Here is a 14,299-nt window from a genome sequence, read left to right as displayed (position 1 = left end):
CGCTCTCCAAGGGCGGCATGCCCTGTGCAGGACGGGAGTGTCGCCGTACCCTGGTGGGTAAGGGCTTGGAAAGATGCTTCCAGGACAGAACTCCGTCACGCAGCGTCGCCAAAACGCCCGCGTCGTCGTCAGAAAGCCCGAGTCGCCGCAACCGCCCCTGTCGCTTCCCCCGAGGACTTTTCGCCGAGACATCCATGGCCGGTCACGAATTCTTCGAACCCGCGGACCGCAAGCGCAAGCACCTCGCCGATTCCGTATCGAGCGACCTGCGCGCGGTGGAACAGACACGCCTGCCCTGCGACCCGGCCTTCCGGCACGGAGTGGTGGTCGGCTTCGACGGCTCCACGTCCAGTGAGCGCGCCCTCGCCTACGCGATCGGCATGGCCCGGCGCTCCGGCTCCGGCCTGATCATCGTGCACGTGGCGAACCGGCTCCCCACCACGGTGTGGGCGGGCTGCGAGCCACCGGTCTTCGTGGACGTGCCGGACCACCGCACCGAGGTGCTGGGGCTGGAGCTGGCCTGCGCGGACTACCTTTCCGAGGTGCCGTGGATCCTGGTCGAGCGGGGCGGGGACATCTGCCACGAGCTGGAAGAGGTCGGCCGGGAGTACTCGGCGGACGCCATCGTGGTGGGCTCCACGCACGGCATCGTCGGCCGGATTTTCGGCTCGGTGGCGGGGCGTCTGGCCAAGCGCGCACAGCGACCGGTCGTTGTCATTCCGTGACCCCCTGTATTCCGGTTGTGCGGTTGTGAACCCGCGTAAAGGGTAGATAAATGCTGCTGGGACGCAGCAACAACTGCAGATCGAAGGGAGCCCGCCGTGGACAACGGTGTCTCTGCGGGAAGCACGGCCTCGACTTCGACCCTGGGGAACATCGCCCTGGGTCTCACCCTTCTCGCGTTCGGTATCGGCCACACCGGCGTCCTCGACGGTGTCACCGCTGCCAACTCCGTGTCGCTCGCGATGTACGTCGGCGGCGCGGCCCTCTTCCTCCTCGGCCTCCTGGAGTACCGGGCCGGCAACGGGTTCAACGGCACCGCCTTCGCGGGCCTGGGCGTCTTCTGGTTCACCTGGGCCAAGGGCGCGGGGGCCGCGGTGTCCGGCGAGGCCGCCGGAACGTTTCTGGTCCTCTTCGCGATGCTCGCGCTGACCCTCGCGCTCGCCGCCGCGAGCGGTCTGTTCGGCCAGGGCGTCTACGGCCTGCTCACCCTCTCCCTCGTCCTGCTGGCCATAGGCTCCTTCGCGGACAGCGCGGGCCTGGCCAAGGCGGGCGGCTGGGTCGCGGCCGTGTCCGGGCTGCTGGCCTGGTACGGGGCCACCGCCGCGCTGGCCCACTGGCCGATGGCCTTCGGCAGGGCCTCCGGACGCGGAGCGGTCGCGGCGGGCTGAGGGCCCGCCCGGACCGCGGGCACGACGGGCAGGGGCGCCACCGGAGTCACCGGTGGCGCCCCTGTCGTGTGCCGCGGGCGCGGCGCGGTGTCAGCCGCGGTCCTGCCGGGGGAGGGGGGCGAGGTCGGGCTCGGTCCAGGCGGCCTTCGCCTCCGGCGAGGCCAGCGCGGCCTCGCTGTAGAAGCGCTTCGGCAGCTCCTTGTCCAGGAGTTCGGGGTTGCGGACGGCGAACTCATCGAAGTCCCGGGCGGGTTCGCCCCCGTCGAGGCCGTGGGCGACGAGTTCCACCCAGGCGCGGGTGAGGGTCGCGTGGAACCTGCCGGGCACCCCCGCCCGGGTGGCGGTCGCCAGGATCCCCTCGCCGACCAGGTCCGCCGCCGCCGGACCGTGGGCGCGTACCGCCAGCCAGGTCAGGTGGACGTGCTCGCGGTGGCCGAAGCGGCCGGTGGAGGCCGTGGCCTCGGCCATCAGTTCCTCGAAGCTGCCGGGCGGGGTCATGGGGGTACCTCGTTCGGGGGAGAAAGGGGGAACGGCCCCCGGGGGTTCCCCGGGGGCCGTCCTGTGCCTGCGGTGCGGCTGCTACTCGACCGTGACGGACTTGGCCAGGTTGCGCGGCTTGTCGATGTCCCGGCCCAGGGCCAGGGCGGTGTGGTACGCCAGCAGCTGGAGCGGGATGCCCATCAGGATCGGGTCGAGCTCGTCCTCGTTCTTGGGCACGAGGATCGTGTGGTCGGCCTTCTCCTGCATCCGGTGGGCGACCGCCAGGATCCGGCCGCTGCGGGCCTTGATCTCCTCCAGCGCCGCGCGGTTCTTCTCCAGCAGGTCGTCGTCCGGGACGATCGCGACCGTCGGCATCGCCGGCTCGATGAGCGCGAGGGGGCCGTGCTTGAGCTCGGAGGCCGGGTAGGCCTCGGCGTGGATGTAGGAGATCTCCTTCAGCTTGAGGGAGGCCTCCAGAGCCACCGGGTAGCCGCGCACCCGGCCGATGAACATCATCGACTTGGCCTCGGCGTACTCGGCCGCCAGCTTCTTGATGTCCTCCTCGCCCTCCAGGATCTCCTGGATCTGGCCGGGGAGCTTGCGCAGGCCCTCGATGATCCGCTTGCCGTCGGCGACGGACAGGTCGCGGATGCGGCCCAGGTGCAGGGCGAGCAGGGCGAAGGCGGTGACGGTGTTCGTGAAGCACTTGGTGGACACGACGCAGACCTCGGGGCCGGCGTGCACGTACACGCCGCCGTCGGCCTCGCGGGCGATGGCGGAGCCGACCACGTTGACCACGCCGAGGACGCGGGCGCCCTTGCGCTTGAGCTCCTGGACCGCCGCGAGCACGTCGTAGGTCTCACCGGACTGGGAGACGGCGATGTACAGGGTGTCGGGGTCCACGACCGGGTTGCGGTAGCGGAACTCGGAGGCCGGCTCGGCGTCGGCGGGGATCCGGGCCAGGCTCTCGATGAGGCCCGCGCCGATCATGCCCGCGTGGTACGAGGTGCCGCAGCCGAGGATCTTGACCCGGCGGATGCCGCGCGCCTCGCGCGGGTCCAGGTTCAGGCCGCCCAGGTGCACGGTGGAGAAGCGGTCGTCGATCCGGCCGCGCAGCACGCGGTCGACCGCGTCGGGCTGCTCGGAGATCTCCTTGTGCATGTACGTGTCGTGGCCGCCCATGTCGTAGGAGGCGGCCTCCCACTCCACGGTCTCGGGCGTGGCGGTGGTCGTCGTACCGCCGGTGGTGTAGGTGCGGAAGTCGTCGGCCTTCAGGGTGGCCATCTCGCCGTCGTCGAGGGTGACGACCTGGCGGGTGTGGGCGACGAGCGCGGCGACGTCCGAGGCGACGAACATCTCCTTCTCGCCGATGCCGAGGACCACCGGGGAGCCGTTGCGGGCGACGACGATGCGGTCGGCGAAGTCGGCGTGCATGACGGCGATGCCGTAGGTGCCCTCGACGACCTTGAGCGCCTCGCGGACCTTCTCCTCCAGGGTGACGGCCTGGGAGCGGGCGATCAGGTGGACGAGCACCTCGGTGTCGGTCTCGGAGACGAAGACCACACCGTCGGCCTCCAGCTTGGCGCGGAGCTCGGCGGCGTTGTCGACGATGCCGTTGTGGACGACCGCGACCTTGTTCTCGGCGTCGAGGTGCGGGTGCGAGTTGATGTCGCTCGGCGCGCCGTGGGTGGCCCAGCGGGTGTGGGCGATGCCGGTGGTGCCGGCGAAGCGCTTGGGGACGCGGGACTCCAGGTCGCGGACCCGGCCCTTGGCCTTGACGACCTTCAGGGCCGCGGACTTCGGGCTGTTGACGACGATGCCCGCCGAGTCGTAGCCGCGGTATTCGAGCCGCTGGAGGCCTTCCAGCAGCAGTGGTGCCACGTCGCGCTTGCCGATGTAACCGACGATTCCGCACATACGGTGTTGCCCCTCCTGAAGTTCGGTGTCCGTGCCCGGACGCGTACCGGCCCCGTGCGGGGCCCGTCCCGGCTGGAGACGATGCGGCGTCTCAGCCGTAGACGATGCGGCGCAGCTGCCGGAGCGAGAGCTCCGGGGGTGCCACGGCGCGGTGCGGCAGTTCCGCCGCGATCCGCTCGAAGATCTCCGCGTTGACCGCTCCACCGGACTGCAGTTCGCGGTGGCGGCGACGGACGAACTCCTCGGTCGTCTCGTCGAAGTACGCGAGCACGTCGAGCACCACCCGGGCGGCCTCGCCGCGCTGCAGCGCGGTGGTGCGAACCAGGTGGTCGACGAGTTCGTCATGCGACGGTCGGCGGTCGAGCACCAGTAGATATTGACGGCACAGGGGCAGAAACGCAAAGATCCTGCCCGGAATCGGGCAGGATCATGCTGGTCTGGACCAAGGAACGGGTGATTCCGGTCTCGTTTGGTTAGAAACCACCCAAAATGGCGGCCTTCGCCGCCGAGAACTCCTCGGCCGTGAGGATCCCGTTCCGGTGCAGTTCCCCCAGCTCGCGCAGGCGCCGCAGCAGGGTGTCGTGGTCCGCGGGCTCGCCCGCCAGGGCCGGGGCCGCCTCCGCGAGGGGGAGGGCGGCGGGGGCCGCCGGAGCGGGTGCCGGGGCCGCCGGGTGGGGCATCCGTACCGCCACCGCCGCCGCGACCAGCGCCATCAGGGGGTCCTTCTTGAAGCCGAAGAGCTCCACGGTGCAGGGGTCGTACTTGGGCGCCGGGGCCTGCGGGGCCCCCGCCAGGGTGAAGCGCAGCCAGCCGTTCTCCAGCCCCTTGGACGGGGCCCACTCCACGGCCCGCACGTCCCCGACCCGGAACTCGCGCGGCCCCCCGGACGCCTTGGCCTCCTCGGTGGTCCAGTTCCAGTCCAGCACCACCCGGTCGCCGTCGAAGGCCGCGCTCCCGCCGCCCGCCGCGACCGAGATCGGCACCGCCGGGCCCGGCAGCAGGTACGCGTCCGACGGGCCCGGGTCCACCCCGTCCAGCAGCAGCGCGTTGCGCACCTCGTCCACGAAGTACTCCGCCACCCCCGTGCGGTCCGGCTCCACCGTCAACCGGTACGGGTCCGACTGCTCCGGCAGCCGCCCGCCCGTCACCTGGAGCAGCGGGTCCGCGCCGTCGCGCACGCGCAGCCGCAGCCGGCCCGCCTTGCGCCCGGGCTCGTGGCTGATCCCCCCGATCGCGCGCAGCGGCACGACCACCTCACCGAGCTGCTGCCGCAGCAGCCCCACCCCCTTGTCGCGGCCCGGCACGATGCGCACCGCGTCCCCGTCGAAGGTCCACGTACCGTCCTTCTGGATGATTTCCGCCATCCGGGGATTCTCCCACCGGTATGTGGGCCCCGCGGGGCGGCCGTCGGGCCTATACCTGGGCGCATGAGAGTCCTGCGAGTACCGCGCCGCACGCCCGGCGCCCTCTGCGCCCTCCTGCTCCTCACCGCCCCCGTCTCCTGCACCGCGGCGCGCGGCGACGACGCCAAGCCGGCCGCCGCCTCCGCACCGCTCTCCCCGTTCGAGCGGCTCCTGCCGGCCCCGGCCTCGGTGGTACCCGAGGGCCTCGGGTACGCCTTCGGGGCGGGCACCGTCGTCCGCACCGGCGGCCCGGGCGCACCGGAGGAGGTCCGGCGGGTCGGCGAGCTCCTCGCGGAGCAGCTGCGCGGGCCCACGGGCCTGCCGCTGCCGGTGGTGGACGGCGAGGGCGGCGAAGGCGGCGACGGGGTCCGGCTGCGGCTCGACGGCGGGGCCGGGGAGCTGGGCGAGGAGGGCTACCGGCTCCGGACCACCCCCACCGGCGTGACCCTGACCGCCCGGACCCCGGCGGGGCTCTTCCACGCGGGCCAGACGCTGCGCCAGCTGCTGCCGGCGCGGGGCACGGGGACGGTCCCGGGCGGGACGGTGACGGACACCCCCCGCTTCGCCTACCGCGGGGCGATGATCGACGTCGCCCGCCACCACTTCCCGGTGGAGCAGGCCAAGCGCTACGTCGACCAGCTCTCCCAGTACAAGATGAACACCCTGCACGTGCACCTCACCGACGACCAGGGCTGGCGGATCGCCGTCGACTCCTGGCCCCGCCTCGCCGAGTACGGCGGCGGGAGCGAGGTCGGCGGGGGCCCCGGCGGCTCCTGGTCCAAGGACGAGTACCGGGACCTGGTCGGCTACGCGGCGGACCGCTACGTCACCGTCGTCCCGGAGATCGACATGCCGGGCCACGTCAACGCCGCCCAGGCCTCCTACGGCGAGCTGACCTGCGACGGCAGGGCGCCGGAGCGCTACACCGGCGTCAAGGTCGGCTTCAGCTCCCTGTGCGTGGGCAAGGAGCGCACCTACGAGTTCATCGACGACGTCCTCGGGGAGCTCGCCGCCCTCACCCCCGGCCCCTACCTCCACATCGGCGGCGACGAGGCCCACTCCACCCCGGCGGCGGACTACGCGGCGTTCATGGACCGCGCCCAGGCGGTGGTGGCCCGGCACGGCAAGAAGGTGATGGCCTGGCACCAGCTGGCCTCCGCCCGCCCGGCACCGGGCGCCGTCCTCCAGTACTGGGGCCACGACAGGACCTCCGCGGCGGAGAAGGCGGCCGTGGCCACCGCCGCCAGGGCGGGCCACCCCCTCGTCCTCTCCCCGGCGGACCACGCCTACCTCGACATGAAGTACGACAAGCAGACCAAGCCCGGCCTGGCCTGGGCCGGCTACGTCCCCGCCCCGCGCGCCTACTCCTGGAACCCGGGCACCTACCTCCCCGGCGTTCCCGAATCCGCGGTGCTGGGGGTGGAGGCCCCCCTCTGGACGGAGACCGTCTCCACCCGCTCCGACTGGGAGCTGATGGCGTTCCCCCGCCTCCTCAGCCTGGCGGAACTCGCCTGGTCCCCGGCCGCCGCCCTCGACTGGACCGCCCACCGCCTGCGCCTGGCCGCCCAGGGCCCCCGCCTGGACGCCCAGGACATCGCCTACTACCGGGCGCCGGAGGTGCCCTGGCCGTAGCCGGCGGGCTCGTCCCCGCCGGGGCCGGGCACGCCGAAGGGGCGCGGCTTCGAGGGACCGTTTCGAAGCCGCGCCCCTCCCTTGATCACCGTCGCGCGGCGAAGGGCGCGACGGGGTTCTCGAGGGTGCCGATCAGCTGGAGGGCCGCCGACGGGTCGGTCAGGTCGACCATCTGCTTGTTGTTGCGCAGCTGGAGGCGGTTCAGGCAGGAGAGCTGGAACTCGGGAGCGAAGAGGTCGTAGCGGGCGAAGCGGTCCACCAGGGCGGGGACGGAGTCCTGGTAGTCGTGGGCGCAGTCCGCCACCGCCCGCCAGAAGACCTCCTCGGTGCAGATGCCCTCCGTCACCAGGATCGAGTTCAGGAAGCGGAAGAAGCAGTCGAAGACGTCCGTGAAGATCGACAGGAGCTTCATGTCCTCCGGGACGTCGGCCCGGATGCGCTCGACCGCCGGCGGGAGGACCGCGTCCGGGTCCATGACGACGATCTCCTCGGCGATGTCCTTGAAAACCGCCCGCTGGACCACACCGTCCTTGATCACCAGGATCGTGTTCTCGCCGTGCGGCATGTAGGCGAGGTCGTACTGGTAGAAGCAGTGCAGCAGGGGCAGGAGGTACGCGCGCAGGTAGGGCTTCAGCCACTCGGCGGGGGTGAGGCCCGATTCGGCGATCAGGGCGCCGACCAGGGACTTCCCGTCCTCGTCCATGTGGAGGAGGGAGGCCATCGTGGCCAGGCGCTCCCCGTCGCGCAGCGAGTTCACGGGGGACTCGCGCCACAGGGCGGCCAGCATCTTGCGGTACGGGGAGTAGCGGTCCGTCGCACGCTCGTACTGGCGGTGGTGGAAGCCGATCGCCGCGCGCTCGCGGATGATCGAGAAGTCGACCGACCGGAGGACCTCGTCCCCTTCGATCAGCTGGTGGAGCCAGTCGTTGATGGCCGGGGTGGCCTCCATGTAGGCGGCCGACAGCCCGCGCATGAAGCCCATGTTGAGGACCGAGATGGCCGTCTTGACGTAGTGCTTCGTGGGCGTGGTGGTGTTGAAGAAGGTGCGGATCGACTGCTGGGCGAGGTAGGCGTCCTCGCCCTCGCCCAGGAGGACCAGGCGGCGGTTGGCGATCTCGGCGGCGAAGGTGACCGTCGTCTTGTTCCACCACTGCCAGGGGTGGACGGGCAGGAAGTGGTAGTCCGCCGGGTCGAGGCCGAGGGCCGTCAGCTTCGCCGAGAAGCCGGCCACGGCGGCTTCGCCCAGTTCCTCGCGCAGGAACGTGTCGTGGTCCAGGCCCGCGCCCGCCGTGAAGGTGGAGACGTCCTTGCGGGCCGCGACCCAGACCAGGTGGACCGGGTTCGCGGTCTCGGGGGCGTACGCGCGGTACTCGTGCACGCCGAAGCCCAGGCGGCCGTTGTTGGCCACGAAGCAGGGGTGGCCCTCCGTCATGCCCGTCTCGATGTCCTGGAAGGAGGACTTCGCGAGGACGGCCGAGGAGACCTGGGGCTTGGTGTACTTGTAGCCCGTGCCGGCCAGGGTGGAGGAGATCTCCTCCAGGTAGACCGGGAGGACCTCCGCGCTCAGGCCCAGGGTCTCCCGGAGCTCGATGTGGAAGTCCAGGGCGTCGAGCTCGGCCTCTTCGCCGCCGCGGTGGCGGGTGACGGAGGCCTCGTCCACCGACCAGTGGTCCAGGGCGTGGCGGACGGCACGGAAGCGGTACTCGACCGTGCCGTCGTCGCTGCGGACCGCGTAGCGGTCCCCGCCCAGCGGCTCGGGGGTCAGCAGGCGTTCGTGGGAGAACTCCGCCAGGGCCTTGCGGACCAGGGCGCGGTTGGCGCGGGTCCACAGCTCCGGGGTGAGGTGGGCGATGTCGGCGGAGAGGTTCATATCGAGACCCCGGTGGTGAGGGCGGTGGCCGCCTCGAACTGGGCACGGGTGCAGAAGCTGAGGAGGGCTTCCTTCTCCGGCTTGGTGACGGGGCCTTCGGGGACGAAGCCGACCGCCTCGTTGAGGGCGTGGACCGCCGTGTTGCGGACGTCCGGTTCGACGACGACGCGCTCGGCGGCCGGGTCCGCGAAGAGGGCGGCCATGACCGTGGTGATGACCGCGCGGGTGAAGCCGGGGAGCGGGGTGTCGGTGGGGGCGACGAGGAAGTGCATGCCCACGTCGCCCGGCCGCGCGTCGTAGAGGCCGACGAGCTCCAGGTGCGCCGGGTCGTAGCTCTCCATCAGGAAGGCGGGGCGGCCCTCGTGGAGGCCGAGGAAGGCGTGGTGGTGCTCGTGGGCGGTGATGCGCACGTACTCGCGCTCGACGTCCGGGAGGGTGGCGTCCTGCATCATCCAGAACGAGGCCTTCGGGTGCGTGACCCAGCCGTGCAGCAGCTCGGCGTCCGAGAAGGGGTCCAGCGGCCGGATCGAGAAGGTGCCGAGGGCGGGGTCGGTGCGGGTGAAGAGGGTCTCGGTGGTGCTCATGCGTGCATGCCTTCCGGGGCCGCGAACTGCTGGAACGCGATGGACTTCTCGACCTTGTAGTACTCGCGGCCGAGCAGCTCTCCGACGAGGTACGCGTTGCGGTACGCGGCCATGCCCAGGTCGGGCGAGGTGATCGAGTGGTTGTGGGTGGTGCCGTTCTGGAGGTAGACCCCGCGGCCCGTGACGTCGACGGCGTAGTTGCGGCCGGCGTCGAGGCGGCCGTGGCCGTCGAAGTTCAGGCGGTCGCGGACGGGCGCCAGGAACTCCGGGACGCGGTACTTGTAGCCCGTGGCGAGGACCAGGCCCTCGGTGGCGAGGGAGAAGTCCCGCTCCTGCTCCTCCTGGCGCAGGCCGAGGGTGTACGTGCCGGTGGTGGTGTCGTACGCCGTGCTGTTCAGGGAGGTGTTGGTGAGCAGGGTCGTGGGGACCGGGCCCGGCATGGTGATCTTCTTCTGGTAGAGCAGGTCGAAGATGGCGTTGATCAGTTCGCCGTCGATGCCCTTGAAGAGGTTCTTCTGCCGGGTCTCCAGCCGGTAGCGGGTCTCCTCGGGGAGGGCGTGGAAGTAGTCCACGTACTCCGGGGAGGTCATCTCCAGGGTGAGCTTGGTGTATTCCAGCGGGAAGAAGCGCGGCGAGCGGGTCACCCAGTTGAGCTGGTAGCCGTGGACGTCGATCTCGGCGAGGAGGTCGTAGTAGATCTCGGCCGCGCTCTGGCCCGAGCCGATCAGGGTGATCGACTCCTTCTTCTGGAGGGCTTCCTTGTGCTCCATGTACGAGGAGTTGTGGAGGAAGTCGCCGCCGAGGCCCTCGCAGGACGCGGGGACGTGCGGCGGGGTGCCGGTGCCGAGGACCAGGCGGCGGGCCAGGAACGTTTCGCCGCCGTCCGTGTGCACCGCGTAGAGGCCGGTGGCCTCGTCGTGGGCGACCTCGGTGACGGAGGTGGAGTACCGGACGTTGTCGAGCCGGTCGGCGGCCCAGCGGCAGTAGTCGTTGTACTCGGCGCGCAGCGGGTAGAAGTTCTCGCGGATGTAGAAGGAGTAGAGCCGGTCCTTGTCCTTGAGGTAGTTCAGGAAGGAGAAGGGCGAGGTCGGGTCGGCGAGGGTGACCAGGTCCGACATGAACGGCGTCTGCAGGTGCGCGCCGTCGAGGAACATGCCGGCGTGCCACTCGAAGTGCGGCTTCGACTCGATGAACAGGCCGTTCAGCTCGTCGATCGGCGCGGTGAGGCAGGCGAGTCCCAGGTTGAAGGGGCCCAGGCCGATGCCGATGAAGTCGTAGGGCTCAGTGGTGGACGGCAAGGGACTCTCCCAGGAACTGCTCGGCGTGTGCGGCGATGAGGTCGAGGACGGCGGCGATGTCGGCCGTCGTGGTCTGCGGGTTGAGGAGGGTGAACTTCAGGTACTGCTTCCCGTCGACCTTGGTCCCGGCGACGACGGCCTCGCCGGAGGCGAACAGGGCCTTGCGGGCGTGCAGCTGGGCCTCGTCGAGGAGCTCGGGGCGCGGGCCGCCGGCGCCGTCGGCGGCGGGGACGTAGCGGAAGACCAGGGTGGAGATCTGCGGCTTGACGACCACCTCGAAGCGGGGGTCGGCGTCGAGGACCTCCCAGCCGGCGGCGGCGAGGCCGATGACCTCGTCGAAGAGCGAACCGACCCCGTCGGCGCCCATGATGCGCAGGGTCATCCAGAGCTTGAGGGCGTCGAAGCGGCGCGTGGTCTGGATGGACTTGTCGACCTGGTTCGGGATCCGCTCCTCGGCCATCCGGCGCGGGTTGAGGTAGTCCGCGTGGTAGGTGGCGTGCTTGAGGGTGTCGCGGTCGCGGACCAGCATCGCGCTGGAACTCACGGGCTGGAAGAAGGACTTGTGGTAGTCCACGGTCACCGAGTCGGCGTGCTCGATGCCGTCGAGGAGGTGCCGGCGGGTGGGGGAGACCAGCAGTCCGCAGCCGTAGGCGGCGTCCACGTGCATCCACGCGGAGTGCTCGGAGGCCAGGCGGGCGATCTCGGGGAGCGGGTCGATGGACCCGAAGTCGGTGGTGCCGGCGGTGGCGACGACGGCCATCGGGAAGAGGCCCTCGGCGGCGCAGTCCTCCAGCTCCAGGGCGAGCACGGAGGTGTCCATGCGGCGGGCCCGGTCGACGGGGACCGCGATGACCGCCTCGTAGCCGAGGCCGAGCATGGCGGCCGACTTCTGCACGCTGAAGTGGCTGGCCTCGGAGGTGAAGATCCGCAGTTTCGGCAGGAGTTCGGCCTTGGTGAGCTCGGCGCCCCGGTCCAGGGCCCGCTTCATGACGATCCGGCAGGCCTCGTCGCGGGCCAGCAGCAGCGCGTGGAAGTTCGACTGGCTGCCGCCGGAGGTGAAGATGCCGTCCGCGCCCTCGCCGAGGCCGATGCGGCGGGCGGTCCAGTCGATGAGGCGGCGCTCGATGAGCGTGCCGCCGATGGACTGGTCCCAGGTGTCGAGGGAGGAGTTGACGGCCGACAGGACGGCCTCGCCGACCACCGCCGGGATGACGACCGGGCAGTTGAGGTGGCCCAGGTAGCGCGGGTGGTGGAAGTAGACGGCGTCCCGCAGGTAGACGTCCTCCAGCTCGTCGAGGGCGGCGGCGGCGTCGCCCAGCGGGCGGTCGAGGTCGATGCCCTCGATGACCGGGGCGAGTTCGTCCACGGAGATGCCGGTGTGGGGGCGCCGCGTCGTCGCGAGTTTGGCGGCGACGCGGTCGACGCCCTCGGTGACGGTGCGCCGGTACAGGTCCGCGGTCGTCTCGTTCAGCAGATGCGAGCGCATCAACTTTCCTCCGGGCAGGGGATGCGGGGGGTGGCGTGCAAGATTTAGGTTAGCCTAACCTAAGTTAGATCACAAATGAGGAAGGGCCCCGGCTGATGCCGGGGCCCTTCCTCAAATGCCGTGCAGATAAAGCGAGTTGACTAGAGCCCGGATGCGGGGTCCTCGCTCGGGGCCCGCCCCGCGTACGCCTCGGCGAGCAGCTGCTCCTCGCTCGCCCCGAGCCGCCAGTAGCCGGTGAAGCGCACCGCCCGCCGGTCGACGGAACGTTCCTGCACCAGATGGCGGCGTACCGCCCTGACCGTCCCCGCCTCGCCGGCGAGCCAGGCGTACGGGGTCTCGGAGGCGGGGAGTCGCGCCGCGCGCAGCTCGGACAGGACCCTCTCCGCGCGCTCCGCGGCGCCCGCGCCCTTCTCGCGCACGATCCAGGTGATGTCGGTGTCCGCGAGGGTGTGCAGGCCGAGCCGGTCGTCCGCGTGCGGGACCTCGAACCAGGCCTTCACCCGGGTCCCGGCGGGCAGCCGGTCCAGGATCGCGGCGGCCGCCGGCAGGGCCGTCTCGTCCGCGTACATCAGCACCGCGCCGGCGCCGGCCGGCCGCTGGAAGCGGACCGACTTGTTCTCCGCGACGGCCGGGCCGATCGCCGTGATCCGGCGGCCGGTGACGGCCCGCCCCGCCCAGCGGGAGGCCGGGGAGGAGTCCCCGTGGAGGACGAAGTCGATGTCCACCTCGTCCGCCCCGCCGTCCGTGCGCCGCTGCTCGCGCACGGTGTAGGAGCGCATCACCGGGCGCTCCTCGTCCGGCATGGCGCGCCAGGCCCCGAACCAGGTGTCCTCGTCGGTGGAGGGGAGTTCGGTGTGCTCCTGGTCCCCGCACGGCAGGAACAGCGAGAGGCTCTGGTCGTAGCCGCCCGAGCGGAAGTCCGCGAGGGACGCGCCGCCGAAGGTGACGCGCAGGAAGGAGTGGCCGAGGCGGCGGGTGCGCAGCACTTCGAGGGTGAAGAACCGGAAGTGCGCGGCGGCCGGAGCCGCGTCGGCGGCGGGAGCCGCGGAGTCGGAGGCGGCGGAGTCGGAAGCCGTGGTGGCGGTCATGCGGAGGTCCCCCCTGGGCTTACCGGGTCAGCCGAGCTTCTTGGCGTTCTGGATGGTCTTCGCGAGGTCCTCGAGGATCTGCGCGCACTTCTCGTACGAGTAGATCGGCTCGGTCACGCGCGGGGCGACCTGGCCGGCCTTGACCGCGGGGAGCTCGTTCCAGGTCGGCTTGGCCTTCAGGGCCTCGGGCTGGAGGGCCTGGGTGCGGTTGTCGAGGAGGATGACGTCGGCCTTGTACTTGCCGGCGTTCTCCCAGCTGAGGCTCTCGAAGAAGCCCTGCGGGTCCAGCTTGTCCTGCTCGGGGGTGATGAACTCGACGCCGAGGGACTCGAAGTACTTGAGGTCCGCGGAGGTCTTCGGGGTGGAGACGTAGAACATCTGGTCGGAGCCGGAGCCGACGAGGACCTTGACGCCCGGGTTGGCCTTGACGGCCTCGCGGACCTTGGCGGAGGCGGCGTCGAAACGGGCCTTCGCGTCGGCGCTCTTCCTGGTGTTGAGGTCGGCGCCGAGGGACTTGGCGAGGTCGGCGGTGCGCTCCAGGGCCTTGTCCATGGAGACCTTGTCGCCGACGCCGATCGCGGCGGCCGGGGCCAGCTTGAGGATCTTGTCCTTGGAGGCCTCGGGGACGTACCAGTACGTACCGTCCCAGGTGTTGGTGGCGAGGAGGTCCGGCTTGAGGGCCGCGTACTTCTCGACGTTGAACTCGTCGTAGACGTTGCCGAGGATCTCGACCTTGGAGATGTCCATCGTGCCGGCCATCGGGTCGGGCTTGCCGTCCGCCAGCTTGGTCGGCCCGAAGACGCCCTTGACCTGCACGCCGTAGTCGGACAGCGCGGCGGCGGTGCCGGTGTAGGCCACGATGTTCTTGGGCGTGGACTTGGCGGTGGCCTCCTTGCCCAGGTCGTCCTTGAAGCTCCAGGGGCCCGACGCGGTGGTGGCGCCCTTGTCGCCCGCACCGTCCTTCGCCTTGTCGGTGCCGCCGCACGCGGTGAGCGCCGCGACGAGGCCGAGGGCACCGCCGGCCGCGACGAGACCGCGGCGGGAGAGGAGGGGGGAGCTGGGCTTGGGCATGTCGGTGTCCGCTTTCGTGCGTGCAGGGCGGCTGCGAGGGTGGGGCGTTCGGGGGGAAGGTTAGCCTAACCTTGGCCGA

At 71.1% G+C, this 14,299-nt stretch carries 13 protein-coding genes; 3 read left to right on the top strand and 10 right to left on the bottom strand.

Going from position 1 to position 14,299, the window contains the following annotated elements; translation table 11 throughout:
* The first annotated feature begins 194 nt into the window (after nucleotides 1-194).
* Together ACIRBY_RS29250 and ACIRBY_RS29245 are read left to right on the top strand one after the other, a co-directional pair.
* A complete protein-coding gene (locus tag ACIRBY_RS29250) occupies nucleotides 195-725 on the top strand; it encodes a universal stress protein (protein WP_366452123.1) in 531 nt (176 codons plus the stop codon).
* Nucleotides 726-821: 96 nt separating this feature from the next.
* Entirely contained in the window at nucleotides 822-1,391 is a 570-nt protein-coding gene (locus ACIRBY_RS29245; protein ID WP_403906035.1) for an acetate uptake transporter, read from the top strand.
* Between the two features lie 90 nt (nucleotides 1,392-1,481).
* Here the strand turns inward: ACIRBY_RS29245 and ACIRBY_RS29240 are convergent, their stop codons facing one another.
* The 4 genes from ACIRBY_RS29240 to ACIRBY_RS29225 all read right to left on the bottom strand — a co-directional run bounded on the left by ACIRBY_RS29240 (nucleotide 1,482) and on the right by ACIRBY_RS29225 (nucleotide 5,152).
* Nucleotides 1,482-1,889, bottom strand: a complete 408-nt coding sequence (locus ACIRBY_RS29240; protein ID WP_403906032.1) for a hypothetical protein — start codon at nucleotides 1,887-1,889, stop codon at nucleotides 1,482-1,484.
* An 81-nt stretch (nucleotides 1,890-1,970) separates the two neighbouring features.
* Complete coding sequence (glmS, locus tag ACIRBY_RS29235) at nucleotides 1,971-3,788, bottom strand: glutamine--fructose-6-phosphate transaminase (isomerizing) (RefSeq protein WP_403906029.1); 1,818 nt, start codon at nucleotides 3,786-3,788, stop codon at nucleotides 1,971-1,973.
* Between the two features lie 91 nt (nucleotides 3,789-3,879).
* A complete protein-coding gene (locus tag ACIRBY_RS29230) occupies nucleotides 3,880-4,155 on the bottom strand; it encodes a hypothetical protein (RefSeq protein WP_079427144.1) in 276 nt (91 codons plus the stop codon).
* 106 nt (nucleotides 4,156-4,261) lie between these two features.
* Nucleotides 4,262-5,152, bottom strand: a complete 891-nt coding sequence (locus tag ACIRBY_RS29225) for a DUF4429 domain-containing protein (RefSeq protein WP_403906025.1) — start codon at nucleotides 5,150-5,152, stop codon at nucleotides 4,262-4,264.
* Between the two features lie 63 nt (nucleotides 5,153-5,215).
* Here ACIRBY_RS29225 and ACIRBY_RS29220 point away from each other — a divergent pair, with 63 nt between their 5' ends.
* Entirely contained in the window at nucleotides 5,216-6,823 is a 1,608-nt protein-coding gene (locus tag ACIRBY_RS29220) for a family 20 glycosylhydrolase (protein ID WP_403906022.1), read from the top strand.
* 85 nt (nucleotides 6,824-6,908) lie between these two features.
* Here ACIRBY_RS29220 and ACIRBY_RS29215 read toward each other — a convergent pair whose 3' ends face one another.
* From ACIRBY_RS29215 to ACIRBY_RS29190, 6 genes are all read right to left on the bottom strand, one after another.
* Nucleotides 6,909-8,693, bottom strand: coding sequence for an IucA/IucC family protein (locus tag ACIRBY_RS29215; protein ID WP_403906019.1), 1,785 nt, complete (start codon nucleotides 8,691-8,693; stop codon nucleotides 6,909-6,911).
* A complete protein-coding gene (locus ACIRBY_RS29210) occupies nucleotides 8,690-9,277 on the bottom strand; it encodes a GNAT family N-acetyltransferase (protein WP_403906017.1) in 588 nt (195 codons plus the stop codon). The genes ACIRBY_RS29215 and ACIRBY_RS29210 overlap by 4 nt, the downstream gene beginning before the upstream one ends.
* The gene (locus ACIRBY_RS29205) at nucleotides 9,274-10,575 is read right to left on the bottom strand and encodes a lysine N(6)-hydroxylase/L-ornithine N(5)-oxygenase family protein (RefSeq protein ID WP_403906014.1); all 1,302 of its coding nucleotides are present in this window, start codon (nucleotides 10,573-10,575) and stop codon (nucleotides 9,274-9,276) included. The genes ACIRBY_RS29210 and ACIRBY_RS29205 overlap by 4 nt, the downstream gene beginning before the upstream one ends.
* Complete coding sequence (locus ACIRBY_RS29200; protein ID WP_403906011.1) at nucleotides 10,559-12,061, bottom strand: pyridoxal phosphate-dependent decarboxylase family protein; 1,503 nt, start codon at nucleotides 12,059-12,061, stop codon at nucleotides 10,559-10,561. The genes ACIRBY_RS29205 and ACIRBY_RS29200 overlap by 17 nt, the downstream gene beginning before the upstream one ends.
* A gap of 140 nt (nucleotides 12,062-12,201) precedes the next feature.
* On the bottom strand, nucleotides 12,202-13,149 hold the full coding sequence (locus tag ACIRBY_RS29195) for a siderophore-interacting protein (protein WP_403906009.1): 948 nt from the start codon (nucleotides 13,147-13,149) through the stop codon (nucleotides 12,202-12,204).
* Between the two features lie 27 nt (nucleotides 13,150-13,176).
* Entirely contained in the window at nucleotides 13,177-14,220 is a 1,044-nt protein-coding gene (locus ACIRBY_RS29190) for an ABC transporter substrate-binding protein (protein WP_403906007.1), read from the bottom strand.
* Nucleotides 14,221-14,299: the final 79 nt, after the last annotated feature.

Origin of the sequence: Streptomyces sp. NPDC096136 (assembly GCF_044763325.1) — a bacterium.
Taxonomy (GTDB): domain Bacteria; phylum Actinomycetota; class Actinomycetes; order Streptomycetales; family Streptomycetaceae; genus Streptomyces.
Note: the sequence above shows the minus strand (reverse complement) of the source record. Positions and strands in the feature narration are given on the sequence as shown.

Excerpts from the sequence above, each read along its gene's own strand:
- ACIRBY_RS29250 (WP_366452123.1), top strand. The coding sequence starts at position 195 with ATGGCCGGTCACGAATTCTTCGAACCCGCGGACCGCAAGCGCAAGCAC.
- ACIRBY_RS29240 (WP_403906032.1), bottom strand. The coding sequence starts at position 1,889 with ATGACCCCGCCCGGCAGCTTCGAGGAACTGATGGCCGAGGCCACGGCC.
- glmS (WP_403906029.1), bottom strand. The coding sequence starts at position 3,788 with ATGTGCGGAATCGTCGGTTACATCGGCAAGCGCGACGTGGCACCACTG.
- ACIRBY_RS29225 (WP_403906025.1), bottom strand. The coding sequence starts at position 5,152 with ATGGCGGAAATCATCCAGAAGGACGGTACGTGGACCTTCGACGGGGAC.
- ACIRBY_RS29220 (WP_403906022.1), top strand. The coding sequence starts at position 5,216 with ATGAGAGTCCTGCGAGTACCGCGCCGCACGCCCGGCGCCCTCTGCGCC.
- ACIRBY_RS29215 (WP_403906019.1), bottom strand. The coding sequence starts at position 8,693 with ATGAACCTCTCCGCCGACATCGCCCACCTCACCCCGGAGCTGTGGACC.
- ACIRBY_RS29210 (WP_403906017.1), bottom strand. The coding sequence starts at position 9,277 with ATGAGCACCACCGAGACCCTCTTCACCCGCACCGACCCCGCCCTCGGC.
- ACIRBY_RS29200 (WP_403906011.1), bottom strand. The coding sequence starts at position 12,061 with ATGCGCTCGCATCTGCTGAACGAGACGACCGCGGACCTGTACCGGCGC.
- ACIRBY_RS29195 (WP_403906009.1), bottom strand. The coding sequence starts at position 13,149 with ATGACCGCCACCACGGCTTCCGACTCCGCCGCCTCCGACTCCGCGGCT.
- ACIRBY_RS29190 (WP_403906007.1), bottom strand. The coding sequence starts at position 14,220 with ATGCCCAAGCCCAGCTCCCCCCTCCTCTCCCGCCGCGGTCTCGTCGCG.